Below are 13,213 nucleotides of genomic sequence, written 5' to 3'. Positions count from 1 at the left end.
CTTTTTTTGTTTTAATCCACGGATAACCTGTTTATTCTGTGGATTTTTTTGCGTTAAAAAAATAATTTTGTGGAAAATTATTGACATTCTAGCTTGTGGAAGGTTTATAGTAGGAATATAGTACTTAATAAAATGAAAAAGAAAAGAGGGGTTTAATATGAAAAAAGGTTTCCTAATTGATTTAGAAGAGTCACTTACTTATCCCACTACAGAAGATATTTGTAATTATATAGAGAAATATAGTCAAGGAGATAAAGAACCTTTAGAATTTGTAAGCAAAGAAAAACCTGTTACTTTTTATTTAGGGAAAGATCTTTACGAAGCTCAAGTGGATATGGCTAGAGGTGGATATATTATTCATTGTGTACAAATTTAGATTGGAAGTAGATTGATGTGAATAAGACGGTTAGATTAACTCAGCAATTAAATATTTGGTTAAGTGTGAGGGCATGTAGGCAAGCTTATTGCATTCCAACTTTTAAGAGAGGCTAAGTTCATTTCATCAAACTAACGGTCAAAACTCAGAAAAGAAGTTCACTTTTCTTCAAACATTTCCCTAAAACCAGTTTGATTCCATTCACTAAGCCTCTCTAAAAAGTCTGCGGAGGAAGTTTCCATACAATAACTTACCTTACAGCCCATCACATAATAGCTCCTTCCGAAGAAGAAACATTTACTCCTATCTCTTCACCACGGCGTGTCACTGGGAGTGAAAACTTAACTTTCTGAGTAGAAAAGGGCGGTGATGCGTGGGTGACCTCCATGGAGCTTTTTTCGAGGATGGACTTAGAATATAAGCTACATGCAGTTTAGTAATCTCTTCGCAGGCGCAGCCCACAAAGTGAGGGCGTACATATTTAGTAGACTTGGCTCAGTGAGCGGGATAGGTGTGTTCTCCGGAACCTGCCTACGTAGCTTTCAGATAAGAAATGTTCGAAATGAAAAAATAGTGGTTTTAGGTGTGCTGTCTGAACGAAGTGAGTTCACACCGTTATTATTTTTGAATGAGTTACATTTCTCTGAAAGCGAAGTGAAGCAGGTGAAGGAGAATCCAACTAGCCAACTCACGTAAGTAGACTAAATATAACTCCCCCCTCACTTAAACAAATATTTATTCTGTGCAGTAAACTGCAATAGCATCACTTATAAACTGAGCAAGTCCTTCTTTGTGTGTATCTATATTTTTAGTGAAGCGTTCATCGCCTATATACATTAGTCCAAGTCCTGCTAAGATTTCGTTTGTACAGTGATAGAAATTCTTTGTAATATGATCTTGCCATTGTTTAACGAGAGATTGAACCACAGGGTCACTTGGCTCTTTATCCATATTGTCAGCAAATGCTTTCATAATTTCATTTGCGAGTTCATTCACTTGATTCCACTCCTTTTTGCCATAGGAAGCTGTCTTAGCTACACTTTCTTTATAGGCATCACTATCTCCCCAGCGTTTGGCAGCTTCTTCGACATATTGTTCTTTACATTTTTCTATTTCAGTCATATCGAATGCATCAAAATTCATTTCATGTTCTCCTTCTAAAGTGGTATTTACCAAGTCAATAAGATTACTCAGGCGGTCTCGCTTTTTGATAAGAAGTGCTTTGTGATGAAGAAGTGCATCTGTAGTATCAAAGTGTGGATTTGCCATAATCTCTTTGATTTGACTAAGCGGAAATTCTAGTTCTTTAAAAAATAAAATTTGTTGTAACCGAGCAAGTGCTTCATCATCATAAAGGCGATAACCGACGTCTGTAATATGACTTGGATGAAGCAAACCAATCTCATCATAATAATGAAGTGTACGTACAGTTACACCTGTAAGCTTAGCAACTTCCTTGATTTTGAGTTCCATGTTACACCTTCTTTCCTGGTATGAGTAAAATAGATTATTTTTTTGCTCATTTGTAGTATAGTGTATGACGTAACGTAAGAGTCAACACATAGATAAAATGAATATTTATGAAGCCATAAAAATAGAAGAGCTGTAAAACTAAGAATTTCATTAGTTTTATAGCTCTTCTATATAAATAAAGTTAACGCTTTATATTTAAAAATATATTTACTTTAGAATCATTTTAAGAAATAAGGTTTTCAAATTATTTATTGATCCAAGTAGTTAGGATTATGTATACATTTAGTAGGCATTTTAAAGGTTTTTGCAGCTTTTGGCACAAACTAAGGTCTTTGATTAGTTATTTTTGTAGTACTCAGCAAGTTTTGTGAATGCTGGTAGAGAACGTTCAATTTGTTCGTAACTGATGCAATATGCTAAACGTGTATAACCAGGGCAACCAAATGCTGATCCAGGTACAAGAAGTAAGTTAAATTGTTTAGCAGTTTCACAAAATGCTTTATCATCTTCAATAAGTGTTTTAGGGAAGAGATAGAAAGCACCTTCAGGCTTAATACATTCAAAACCTATGCTTGTCAAATGATTGTAGAGTAGATCACGGTTACGCTCGTAAATACATACATCAACTTCACTTTCAATACATTTACCAATAACTTTTTGGAAGAGAGATGGTGCATTAACAAAGCCTAAGATACGATTAGCTACATTGAGTGCAGACATTACATCATCAAAATCAGCCATTTCATTTGGAACAACAATATAACCGATACGTTCTCCAGGAAGAGAAAGTGATTTGCTATAAGAGTAACCGATGAATGTATTGTTGTAGTAATGAAGTGCATAAGGTACAGTAGCATTATCGTAAGCAATCTCACGGTAAGGTTCATCTGAAATAAGATAAATAGAAGTACCAAATGTACCTTGTGCTTCTTCTAAAATAGAAGCAAGTTGTTTCAGGGTGCTATCTGAGTAAATAACACCTGTTGGGTTATTAGGTGAATTGATGATCACTGCTTTTGTGCGAGAAGTGAGGGCAGCTTTTAAGGCCTCCATATTAGGTTGGAAAGTTGTTGTATCAGGTGGCACAACGACAATTTTACCATCAAAGTTACTCACATAGTTACGGTATTCACCAAAGAATGGTGCAAAAACAATCACTTCGTCTTCGGGATTTAAGATCGTCTTTAAGATGATATTTAAGCCACCAGCAGCACCACAAGTCATAACAATATTATTTGCGTTAAGGTCGAGTTGGTGTTTCTCATTAAGGAAAGTAGCGATTGTATTTCTAACATCTTCATAGCCTGAATTGTTCATATACCCATGAAGGACATTAGGATTTTCTTCATTAACAATTTCTAATATGGCTTCTTTAACAGAATCTGGTGGAACCACATTAGGATTTCCAAGGCTGAAGTCAAAAACATTCTCCTCACCATGGATAGCAGCAAGGCGTTTGCCTTCTTCGAACATTGCACGAATCGTTGAGCTATTTGCAACGAGGTTTTTCATTTTATCTGAAATCATTTCATCACTCCTCTGATAAAGTATTAAAGTATAATTAATTATAATACAATATTTTTTATAATAAAACAAAAATTGTGAAAGAGTTGAAACTATTTACTGTATAGGTCATAATAGAAATAGGCTATAAGGTATATACTTATATTAATCATTTAGTGAATAGCTTAATTCAAAAAGTATATTTATTTAGAGTATGACAAAAGAAGAGCGCTTAATAGAGGAGGTTTTAAAATGGAAATTAATAAACAGTTTGTATTAGATACAGCTAAAAAATTATTAGAACATCACAGTCCAAGTGGATTTTGTTTTGAAATTATGGAAGAGATAGCAGGTTATGCTAAATCTTTTGGATATGCCTTTGAAACAACACAAAAAGGTTGCGGCATTATTACAGTACCAGGTAAAGAAGAAGGTAAGGTTATAGGGCTTTCAGCACATGTTGATACATTAGGGGCAATGGTAAGAAGTATTACAGGGGACGGGACACTTAACTTTACAGTAGTAGGTGGCCCAATTTTACCAACACTTGATGGAGAATACTGCAAAATCCGTACACGTGAAGGTAAAGTCTATACAGGGACATTCTTAAGCAAGAGCCCATCTTCTCATGTTTATGAAGATGCAACTTCTAAAGTAAGAGATGCAAAAAATATGGAAGTACGTATTGATGAAGTTGTAAAGTCAAAAGCTGATGTAGAAGCTTTAGGTATCGCAAATGGGGATTATATTTTCATTGAACCAAAAACAACAATCACAGAAAGTGGTTATATTAAATCACGTTTTATTGATGATAAAGCAAGTGTTGCAGCACTTATGAGCTTACTAGAAATGCTTAGTCGTGAACAAATTATCCCAACGTATACACTTAAAATCTTTATCTCTGTTTATGAAGAAGTAGGTCATGGGTCAAGCTATATCCCAGCAGACATTACAGAGATGATCGCAGTGGATATGGGATGTATTGGTCAAGACTTAAGTTGTACAGAACAAGATGTATCAATCTGCGCAAAAGACTCAGGCGGACCATATGATTACCAAATGACATCAAAGCTTATAGAATTAGCTAAAGTAAATGGTTTGCGTTTTGCTATAGATGTATATCCAATGTATGGATCGGATGTAGGTGCAGCATTAAGAGGTGGAAATAATATTCGTGGTGCACTTATTGGACCAGGGGTACATGCATCTCATGGTATGGAACGCACTCATTATGATGGATTAGAGAATACAATTAAATTACTTTATTACTATATTACACAATAAAGATATAAGATATAAGATATAAGATATGGGGCATATTTCCTAGTGAATAGGGGATATGCCCTATTTCTTATTTGCTATAAATATAAAATCCTGTATGATAGAAAGGACAAGTATTGCATAGATTATTTTATATAGAAGAAAGATAACCAATAAAAAGTGTGATATTTGTTACGGAAAAAAATGTGAACATGGGTTAAAATAGGGATTGTAGATTTTTTAACAATAATCTTAATATTCTTAACTAATAACAGTTATTAGAGGAGGTAAATAAGGTGAAACAAATTCGTACAGAGGATGCAGTAGGTCATGTACTGTGTCATGATATAACACAAATCATTAAAGATGTTAAAAAAGGTGTAGCTTTTAAGAAAGGCCATGTTGTAACAGAAGAAGATATTCCTGTTTTACTCTCCATTGGTAAAGAGCATTTATATATATGGGAAAAAGATGAGAAGATGCTTCATGAAAATGAGGCAGCAGAAATCTTATATAGCCTTTGTGATAATGAATATATTTCTCCATCGGAAGTAAAAGAAGGAAAGATAGAAGCTATTGCTACTTGTGATGGATTATTGAAAGTAGATACAGAACGCTTAATGGATGTGAATAGTATTGATCAAGTGATGATTGCGACACGTCATACTAATACAATGGTACATGCAGGAGATAAGCTAGCAGGTACTCGTGTCATACCACTTTTAATTGAAAAAGAAGTAATGGAAGAAGTAAAACGAGTAGGAGGGGATACACCACTCTTAAAGATTATGCCTTATCTTCATAAAAAAGTTGGTATTGTTACAACGGGAAATGAAGTCTTTAAAGGTCGTATCAAAGATGCTTTTGGACCTGTAATACGTAAAAAGCTAGAGCCGTTTGGAGCAGAAGTGCTTGGACAACGTATTGTAGATGATAAAATAGAGATGATTACAGATGCAATCAAATCTTTCTTAGAAGAAGGGGCAGATATGATTGTATGTACAGGGGGAATGAGTGTAGACCCTGATGATGTGACACCAACAGCTATTAAAGAAGTTGGCGCACACATTGTATCTTATGGAGCACCTGTATTACCAGGGGCGATGTTCTTGCTTGCATATTATGAAAAGGATATTCCTATTATGGGCTTACCTGGATGCGTTATGTATGCAGGGGCAACAGTATTTGACTTAGTATTGCCACGTTTGATGGCAGGTGAGAAGTTAGTAAAACGTGATTTAGTGAAATTAGGACATGGTGGTTTATGTACAGGATGTAAACCATGTGTTTATCCTCATTGTTCCTTTGGAAAAGGAGAATAAAGATGGTTGGCATAAGTTTAGAAGAAGCACTTGACTTATTAGAACAGGCTAGTAGGATAGATATTAAGGTAGAAAAATTATTACTCCACGCGGCAAATGGACGTATATTAGCTAAAGATTATTATGCACCGATTTCTAATCCACCCTTTGATCGTTCACCCTTAGATGGATACGCTTTTAAGGCGGAAGATAGTAGTGGTGCAAGTATGGACAGACCAGTTACTTTAAAAGTAAAAGGTGTTGTATATGCTGGTGAGTACTATGAGGCAGAAGTTAACAATCAAGAAGCAGTAAGAATTATGACAGGTGCACCGATTCCTAAAGGATGTGATTGTGTACTTAGACAAGAGGATACAGATGAAGGTGAAGTAGAAGTTCAAATCTATAAAGCACTTAAACCTTTTGATAATTACTGCTTTAAGGGAGAAGATATTAAAGAAGGTCATCTACTTTTAAAAGCAGGAGAGAAGTTATCACCAGTTAAGTTAGGCATTCTTGCAAGTATGGGATTCCAAGAAGTAGAAGTAAGACAACCACTTAGGATGGGACTATTGTGTACAGGAGATGAGTTAACACCTATAGGAGAAGACCTAAAACTAGGTAAAATCTATAATGCCAATGAAGTGATGATACAAACAAAGGCAATGGAGTTAGGCATCCAGATACAAGTACTCAAGATGCAACAAGATACACCAGAAGCAGTAGCTAAATGTTTAGAAGAACATTGGGATGAAATAGACTTAATGGTGACAACAGGTGGTGTCTCTGTAGGTAAAAAAGATATCATGCATGATGTGATTAACCTACTAGGTGCAAAACGTCTCTTTTGGAGAATTGCAATCCAGCCAGGAACACCTGTTTTAGCTGCATGCTATAAAGAAAAGTTGTTAATTGGATTATCAGGTAATCCTTTTGCGGCTTTAGCTAATTTTGAACTTATTATTAGACCAGTTGTAGCATATCTTACTCAAGATGAAATGCTTAAGCCTATTCATACAACAGGTATTATGGAAAATGAATTTAAAAAGAAAAGTATTAAAAGACGTTTCATTAGAGCTTACTTTGAGGATGGTAAGGTGAAGCTTAATCACAATAACCATGCGTCAGGGGCACTCTATACCATGAGTTTGTGTAATGCGCTTATTGATATACCAGCAGGCTCTACAGGGCTAGATATAGGAGAAGAAGTAAAAGTTATTTTAGTAGATACAAGAGGGTGAGAAGATGAAAGAACAATTAACACATTTTGATACAGCGGGTAATGCAGTAATGGTAGATGTATCAGAGAAGAACGTGACAACACGAGTTGCTACAGCAAAAGGTACAATCAAAGTAAATCAAGCAGTTTATAATGCGATTTGTAATGGAACAGCAAAAAAAGGTGATGTCCTCGGTGTAGCAAGAATTGCAGGTATTATGGGAACAAAGAGAACATCAGACCTTATTCCAATGTGCCATCCACTTATGATTTCTAAATGTACGGTAGACTTTGAATTACAACCAGATACATTAAGTGTTGAGGCAACTTGTACAGTAAAAGTAAATGGTCAAACAGGTGTTGAAATGGAAGCTTTAACAGGTGTAAATATTGCTTTATTAACTATTTATGATATGTGTAAAGCAATGGATAAAAATATGGAAATTACAAATATCTGTCTTATGGAAAAGCAAGGTGGTAAAAGTGGACATTACAAAAGAGAAGAAGCCTAAGGTATTTGCTGTAAGTGGGATTAAAAACTCAGGCAAAACTACTTTAGTAGAAAAGCTTGTAACAAGACTGACAGCTTTAGGTTACAAAGTAGGTGTCATTAAACACGATGGTCATGAATTTGTTGCAGATCATGAAGGAACAGATAGTTATAGACACAAGGCTGCTGGTGCGAAGAGTGTGATTGTGTACTCAAATTCAAAGATGATGTTGATAAAGGATTATGAGAAACCGGACATTTTAGATATGCTTCAATATCAGCAAGATATGGATATTGTCATTGTTGAAGGGATGAAGTACTCGAGCCTTCCTAAAATAGAGATCATCCGTAGTGCAGTTTCCAAGACTAGTGTCTGTGACCCAAGTACATTGATGGCTATTGTCACAGATGTACCATTAAAAGAGGCAAATATACCTGTTATAGGTTTAAATGATATAGATAGTGTTTTGAAGATTATTTTAAATAAATAAGACTGGAGAAAGAATAGATGAAAGACAGAAAAAACAGGTCTATTGATTATTTAAGAATATCTGTAATAGACCGCTGTAATTTAAGATGCGTCTATTGTATGCCAGAAGAAGGAATAGCTTGTTTAGACAAAAAAGAATTACTTACTTTTGAGGAGATCACAAGAGTTTGTACAAGTGCAGCTAAGCTTGGAATCAAAAAGATCAAACTAACAGGTGGTGAACCTTTAGTAAGAAAAGATTTTGTAAATCTAGTAAGGCAAATTAAAGCTATAGAAGGAATTGAAGAAATCACACTGACTACCAATGGTTTACTTTTAGAAGAAAAGTTAGATGATCTCATTGAGGCTGGAATTACTGCAATTAATGTAAGCTTAGATACGTTAGAGGCTGAGCACTTTAAAAACATTACAAAGGTAGATGGTTTTGATAAAGTGTTAAGAGCCATAAGAAAAGCTGCTAATAGCTCTTTAAAAAGTGTGAAGGTGAATGCTTTAGTTGCTAAACACTTAAATGAAGAGCAGATTTGCCATCTAGCGAGACTCGCAGAGCATGACCGAATCAATGTACGTTTTATAGAGCTTATGCCAATAGGACTTGGGAAGCAATTTGAGCGTATAAGTAAAGAAGAAGTACTAGAAATACTAGAAGCAGAATTTGGCACGCTTATACCTTATGAAAAGCAACTAGGCAATGGGCCAGCTAAGTACTGGGAGATAGAAGGCTTTAAAGGAAAGATAGGTTTTATTAGTGCAGTAAGCGATTGTTTTTGTGATGCATGTAATAGAGTACGTCTTACAGCAGAAGGCTTTTTAAAGCTTTGTTTACATTCTAAAGCAGGTGTTGATTTAAAGGCACTTTTACGTAATGGAATAAGTGATGAGGACTTGATGCTTACAATAGCAGAAGCTATTCATGTAAAACCAGATAAGCATTATTTTGAAGAAGTAGTAGAAGCGATAGATGAGCAAGAAGATAAAATGATGGCACAAATAGGAGGCTAAGATGGGAAAGGTTATGGCGTTATGTATCAGTGAAAAACGTGGTACACAAAAGATCAATATTAAAGAAGGTAAGTTTATCGAAAACTTTGGAATAGAAAATGATGCTCATGCAGGTGATTGGCATAGACAAGTAAGTTTAATTGATTATGAGCAAATTGAAGCCTTTAAACAAAGAGGTGCACAGGTAGAACCAGGTGCATTTGGTGAAAATCTTATTGTACAAGGTTTTGATTTTAAACATCTGCCAGTAGGTACAAGATTCCAGTGTAATGACGTTATTTTAGAAATGACACAAATAGGCAAACAATGTCATCATCATTGCCAAATCTACTATCAAGTAGGTGATTGTATTATGCCAAGAGAAGGTGTATTTGCACGTGTTATCCAAGGTGGAGAGATTAAAGTTGGTGATGAGATGAGGATGATCACAAATGATTAGAGTAGGTATTATTACAGCTAGTGATAAAGGCTCAAAAGGTGAAAGAGAAGATAGAAGCGGAGAAGTTATTCGTGAGATTGTAGCACAACAAGGTTGGGAAGTTACAGACTATATTGTTTTACCTGATGAAAGACATGAGCTTAGCGGGAAGATGCAAGAATGGTGTGATAGTTATAAGGTGGACCTTATTTTAACAACTGGGGGGACAGGCTTTTCTAAAAGAGACTGTACACCAGAGGCAACACTTGATATTGTTGAAAAACAAGTTCCAGGTATACCAGAGGCTATGAGATATTACAGCTTACAGATTACACCGAGAGCCATGCTTAGCCGTAGTGTAGCTGGGATAAGAAAAGATACCCTTATTGTGAATCTACCAGGTAGTCCAAAGGCTGTACGTGAGAATTTGGAGAGTATTATAGGTAGCCTTGAACATGGAATTGGCATACTACAAGGAAGTAGTAGTGAATGTGCCAGACCTGAATAAAAAGAAAGTAGGGGAGAAAAAGAGATGAGAAAAGTGAAAAAGCTTATAGGAATGGTATTGGGATTAAGTTTAATGATGTTGGTTGGATGTAGTGGACAAGGTACAGCAAAAGCTGATATACCAACAGAGCTCACTTTATCTGTAGCAGCAAGCTTGACAGATTGTATGGCAACTCTTGAGGAAGCTTTTAAAGAACAGTATCCTAATATCACACTTAAAATGAACTTTGGTGCATCAGGGGCGCTACAACAACAAATTGAGCAAGGTGCTCCCGTTGACTTATTTATATCTGCAGGAACGAAACAAGTTAATGCGTTAGAAGAAGCAGGACTTTTAGAAGCAGGAACCAATGAGAACTTATTACGTAATCGTTTGGTACTGATTACACCTCAAAATGGAGAAATACTGACTTTTAAAGGATTAGGGGAAGGTACCTTTTCAAAGCTTGCAGTAGGTGAATTTGAAAGTGTACCAGTTGGACAATATACAAAAGAAGTATTAGATACATTAGAAATTTATGACGAGGTAGAAGAAAAATTAGTTTTTGCAAAAGACGTACGTGAAGTACTATCTTGGGTAGAATCAGGAAATGCAGATGCAGGTGTTGTGTATGAAACAGATGCAATGATTAGTGATAAAGTTGTAATAAGTGATGTAGCTGATGAAAGTTGGCATAAGCCTGTTATGTATGCGATGGGAATTATCAAAGATACAACACACTTAGAAGAAACAAAGCTTTTTACTGAGTTCTTAGGGACAGAAGAAGCTAGAGAAATTTTTGCATCATATGGTTTTACACCTGCAGAGAAAGCCGAGTAGTATAATGGAGATAGAAATAAGTCCATTAATTCTATCACTCAAAATTTCTTTTACTGCGATTTTGATTGTTTTTGTACTTGGAATTATCATTGCAAGGTTAACGTTAGATATAAAGGGGCGATGGCGTTGGATTGCAGATGTTATTTTTACACTGCCCTTAGTACTTCCTCCAACAGTTATAGGATTTGTCCTTCTAGTGATATGTGGTAAAAATAGTTGGCTAGGCAGTTTACTAGGGAAGCTGAATATTAATATTATTTTTACACCAACAGCAGCGGTACTTGCAGCAGTTGTTGTGTCCTTTCCTCTCATGTACCGAGCAACTAAAGGTGCATTTGAGCAAGTTGATGAAGAGATTATTTGGGCAGCTAGAACATTGGGGTTATCCGAATTTAAAATCTTTATTAAGATTTTAATCCCAGAAGCTTTCCCAGGGATTATGTCTGGGTTAATCTTAGCTTTTGCAAGGGCATTAGGTGAATTTGGAGCTACTTTAATGGTAGCAGGTAATATTCCTAAAGTGACTCAGACCATACCTCTTGCTATCTATTTTGCAACCTCTAATGGGAAAATAGAATTAGCAGCATTTTGGACGGTTATTATAACCGTGATTTCTTGTGTGATGCTAAGTTTAATGAACCGTTATAACAGGAGGAACTAAATGATGAGTCTAAAGATGCATGTTGAAAAGAAGTTAGAGATGTTTTCGCTTAAAGTGGATTTAGAAATTGAGGATGGTATAACGGGCATTTTAGGCTATTCAGGCTCAGGAAAGACGATGACACTTAAAATGATAGCAGGTATTGTAACACCAGATCGTGGAACAATTATCTTGAATGATAAAGTTTTATTTGACTCAAATCGCAAGATTAACCTTAAGCCTCGTGAAAGAAATATTGGGCTTATGTTCCAAAGCTATGCATTGTTTAACCATATGAGTGTATATGATAACATTGCTATTGGCATGAAAGGCCCTAAAGAAGGTAAAAAAGAGAAGATTAACGAGCTGCTTAAAATGCTAGAACTAGAGACATTAGGCCATAAAAAACCTAATAAGTTATCAGGTGGGCAAAAGCAAAGAGTAGCCCTGGCCAGGATACTTGCTCAAGAACCAGATTTATTGATGCTAGATGAACCCTTTTCAGCTTTAGATAGCCACTTGCAGTGGACCATAGCAGAAGACTTTAAGCGTGCATTAGAAATGTTTAAGGGAAGTGTACTTTACATATCACATAATAGGCAGGAGATTTACAAGTATTGTGACCAAATTGCCATTATGTCAGATGGATGTATTGTAGAGTATGATAATAAGGAAGATATATTTGATAAGTGTCATTCAGTAGCGGGAGCAAGGCTTACAGGGTGCCGTAATGTGGCACCCCTTTATAAAGTATCAGATAGTCATGCTATTGTAGAGTCTTGGGATCTTGAATTAAATAAAAATGTAGAAGAAGCAAAATGGGCTGGTATACGTCAGTCGGATTTAAAGCTAGTATCTACTGATAATGAAGAAGGTCTACTTGCACAAGTAGGAGAACAAGTCATTATGCCTGAACAGATAGAGGTTATACTTCATCTTAAAGATTCTAAGCTGATTTATACATGTAGTAAAAGAGAATACCAAGAAGTAGAATCTATCATAAAATCAGGTAAGGTTAAAGTATTAATCGATCAAACTAAATTACTTTTCTTGCAATAAACTTTTATACTCTTCTGGTGTATTAATATTCCAGAGGAGTTTTTCTTCAAATGGGGCTTGGCTAAGCGGAATGATTTTGGCATGGGTACGTTTTAATAATGCACCTAAACGATAGTTACCTTCAGCAATTTGAGCTTCTATAAGAGGGAGCATACTTTTGTGATAGATACCACCTAAAGGATAAAAACGGCCATCTTTATCACTCATAACGACACAAGAGGTGTCTAAGTCAAGTTGATTATATAAGAATGTGATAAGCTCTCCATTCACAAAAGGCATGTCACAAGCTGTAATAAATACATATTCTTCAGGAATACTAGAAAGAGCAGTATAAATACCACCTATAGGACCAATATCTTTGTACTTATCTTCTATAAGGGGATAATTAAGATGTTCATAGAGAGATTGAGTGTTTACAGATAAATAGGTAGGTGCATATGGATTTAAGTTTTCAATAATATGTTCTAAAAAAGTCTTTTCGTGTAATGAAAGAAAAGCTTTATGTTCTCCGTTCATACGTTTATTTTGGCCACCCATTAAGATGAGTGTTGCTAAATTAGGTAAATGTTGCATAATCAAATCCTTTCTATATTTTAAAATAAAATGGGTATACTACTAAGGTAACCCTCATCCTTTATAAATGGTTTGCATGTCT

At 35.4% G+C, this 13,213-nt stretch carries 15 protein-coding genes; 12 read left to right on the top strand and 3 right to left on the bottom strand.

Annotated features, from left to right (window positions below):
- Positions 1 to 157: 157 nt before the first annotated feature.
- Positions 158 to 376: a DUF4318 domain-containing protein gene (locus tag PBV87_RS08635; RefSeq protein ID WP_053986147.1), complete on the top strand. Its 219-nt coding sequence runs from the start codon at positions 158 to 160 to the stop codon at positions 374 to 376.
- 735 nt (positions 377 to 1,111) lie between these two features.
- On the opposite strand, the gene PBV87_RS08630 is transcribed toward PBV87_RS08635, so the two are convergent.
- A complete protein-coding gene (locus PBV87_RS08630) occupies positions 1,112 to 1,849 on the bottom strand; it encodes a MerR family transcriptional regulator (RefSeq protein ID WP_271011909.1) in 738 nt (245 codons plus the stop codon).
- A gap of 336 nt (positions 1,850 to 2,185) precedes the next feature.
- Positions 2,186 to 3,376 (bottom strand): pyridoxal phosphate-dependent aminotransferase, encoded by a 1,191-nt coding sequence (locus PBV87_RS08625; protein ID WP_271011908.1) that lies wholly within the window; start codon positions 3,374 to 3,376, stop codon positions 2,186 to 2,188.
- A 228-nt stretch (positions 3,377 to 3,604) separates the two neighbouring features.
- On the opposite strand from PBV87_RS08625, the gene PBV87_RS08620 reads away from it, so the two are divergent.
- The 11 genes from PBV87_RS08620 (at position 3,605) to PBV87_RS08570 (ending at position 12,558) form a co-directional block, all read left to right on the top strand.
- Positions 3,605 to 4,636 carry a M42 family metallopeptidase gene (locus tag PBV87_RS08620; protein ID WP_271011907.1) on the top strand — a complete coding sequence of 344 codons (1,032 nt, stop codon included), beginning with the start codon at positions 3,605 to 3,607 and terminating at the stop codon, positions 4,634 to 4,636.
- A gap of 272 nt (positions 4,637 to 4,908) precedes the next feature.
- Positions 4,909 to 5,934 carry a molybdopterin-binding protein gene (locus tag PBV87_RS08615; protein ID WP_271011906.1) on the top strand — a complete coding sequence of 342 codons (1,026 nt, stop codon included), beginning with the start codon at positions 4,909 to 4,911 and terminating at the stop codon, positions 5,932 to 5,934.
- 2 nt (positions 5,935 to 5,936) lie between these two features.
- The gene (locus tag PBV87_RS08610) at positions 5,937 to 7,154 is read left to right on the top strand and encodes a molybdopterin molybdotransferase MoeA (RefSeq protein ID WP_271011905.1); all 1,218 of its coding nucleotides are present in this window, start codon (positions 5,937 to 5,939) and stop codon (positions 7,152 to 7,154) included.
- A 4-nt stretch (positions 7,155 to 7,158) separates the two neighbouring features.
- On the top strand, positions 7,159 to 7,644 hold the full coding sequence (gene moaC, locus PBV87_RS08605) for a cyclic pyranopterin monophosphate synthase MoaC (protein ID WP_271011904.1): 486 nt from the start codon (positions 7,159 to 7,161) through the stop codon (positions 7,642 to 7,644).
- Positions 7,616 to 8,113 carry a molybdopterin-guanine dinucleotide biosynthesis protein B gene (mobB, locus tag PBV87_RS08600; RefSeq protein ID WP_198524960.1) on the top strand — a complete coding sequence of 166 codons (498 nt, stop codon included), beginning with the start codon at positions 7,616 to 7,618 and terminating at the stop codon, positions 8,111 to 8,113. Before moaC ends, mobB begins: the two co-directional genes overlap by 29 nt.
- A 17-nt stretch (positions 8,114 to 8,130) precedes the next feature.
- On the top strand, positions 8,131 to 9,114 hold the full coding sequence (gene moaA, locus PBV87_RS08595) for a GTP 3',8-cyclase MoaA (RefSeq protein ID WP_053986140.1): 984 nt from the start codon (positions 8,131 to 8,133) through the stop codon (positions 9,112 to 9,114).
- 1 nt (position 9,115) lies between these two features.
- Positions 9,116 to 9,553: an MOSC domain-containing protein gene (locus PBV87_RS08590; RefSeq protein ID WP_053986139.1), complete on the top strand. Its 438-nt coding sequence runs from the start codon at positions 9,116 to 9,118 to the stop codon at positions 9,551 to 9,553.
- Complete coding sequence (locus PBV87_RS08585) at positions 9,546 to 10,040, top strand: MogA/MoaB family molybdenum cofactor biosynthesis protein (RefSeq protein WP_271011903.1); 495 nt, start codon at positions 9,546 to 9,548, stop codon at positions 10,038 to 10,040. Before PBV87_RS08590 ends, PBV87_RS08585 begins: the two co-directional genes overlap by 8 nt.
- A 24-nt stretch (positions 10,041 to 10,064) precedes the next feature.
- The gene (gene modA, locus PBV87_RS08580; protein ID WP_271011902.1) at positions 10,065 to 10,859 is read left to right on the top strand and encodes a molybdate ABC transporter substrate-binding protein; all 795 of its coding nucleotides are present in this window, start codon (positions 10,065 to 10,067) and stop codon (positions 10,857 to 10,859) included.
- Between the two features lie 4 nt (positions 10,860 to 10,863).
- The gene (modB, locus tag PBV87_RS08575) at positions 10,864 to 11,520 is read left to right on the top strand and encodes a molybdate ABC transporter permease subunit (RefSeq protein WP_271011901.1); all 657 of its coding nucleotides are present in this window, start codon (positions 10,864 to 10,866) and stop codon (positions 11,518 to 11,520) included.
- Complete coding sequence (locus PBV87_RS08570; RefSeq protein ID WP_271011900.1) at positions 11,521 to 12,558, top strand: sulfate/molybdate ABC transporter ATP-binding protein; 1,038 nt, start codon at positions 11,521 to 11,523, stop codon at positions 12,556 to 12,558. It abuts the gene before it with no gap.
- Here the strand turns inward: PBV87_RS08570 and mobA are convergent.
- Complete coding sequence (gene mobA, locus PBV87_RS08565) at positions 12,541 to 13,131, bottom strand: molybdenum cofactor guanylyltransferase (protein ID WP_053986134.1); 591 nt, start codon at positions 13,129 to 13,131, stop codon at positions 12,541 to 12,543. The genes PBV87_RS08570 and mobA overlap by 18 nt on opposite strands.
- Positions 13,132 to 13,213: the final 82 nt, after the last annotated feature.

This window comes from Holtiella tumoricola, assembly GCF_027857615.1.
In the GTDB taxonomy this organism is placed as follows: domain Bacteria; phylum Bacillota; class Clostridia; order Lachnospirales; family Cellulosilyticaceae; genus Holtiella; species Holtiella tumoricola.
This window is presented reverse-complemented; position numbering and strand designations above follow the sequence as displayed.

Coding starts and splice junctions, on each gene's coding strand:
- modB (WP_271011901.1), top strand. CDS start 10,864: ATGGAGATAGAAATAAGTCCATTAATTCTATCACTCAAAATTTCTTTT.
- moaC (WP_271011904.1), top strand. CDS start 7,159: ATGAAAGAACAATTAACACATTTTGATACAGCGGGTAATGCAGTAATG.
- mobA (WP_053986134.1), bottom strand. CDS start 13,131: ATGCAACATTTACCTAATTTAGCAACACTCATCTTAATGGGTGGCCAA.
- PBV87_RS08570 (WP_271011900.1), top strand. CDS start 11,521: ATGATGAGTCTAAAGATGCATGTTGAAAAGAAGTTAGAGATGTTTTCG.
- PBV87_RS08625 (WP_271011908.1), bottom strand. CDS start 3,376: ATGATTTCAGATAAAATGAAAAACCTCGTTGCAAATAGCTCAACGATT.
- PBV87_RS08585 (WP_271011903.1), top strand. CDS start 9,546: ATGATTAGAGTAGGTATTATTACAGCTAGTGATAAAGGCTCAAAAGGT.
- PBV87_RS08610 (WP_271011905.1), top strand. CDS start 5,937: ATGGTTGGCATAAGTTTAGAAGAAGCACTTGACTTATTAGAACAGGCT.
- PBV87_RS08630 (WP_271011909.1), bottom strand. CDS start 1,849: ATGGAACTCAAAATCAAGGAAGTTGCTAAGCTTACAGGTGTAACTGTA.
- PBV87_RS08635 (WP_053986147.1), top strand. CDS start 158: ATGAAAAAAGGTTTCCTAATTGATTTAGAAGAGTCACTTACTTATCCC.
- PBV87_RS08620 (WP_271011907.1), top strand. CDS start 3,605: ATGGAAATTAATAAACAGTTTGTATTAGATACAGCTAAAAAATTATTA.
- PBV87_RS08590 (WP_053986139.1), top strand. CDS start 9,116: ATGGGAAAGGTTATGGCGTTATGTATCAGTGAAAAACGTGGTACACAA.
- modA (WP_271011902.1), top strand. CDS start 10,065: ATGAGAAAAGTGAAAAAGCTTATAGGAATGGTATTGGGATTAAGTTTA.
- moaA (WP_053986140.1), top strand. CDS start 8,131: ATGAAAGACAGAAAAAACAGGTCTATTGATTATTTAAGAATATCTGTA.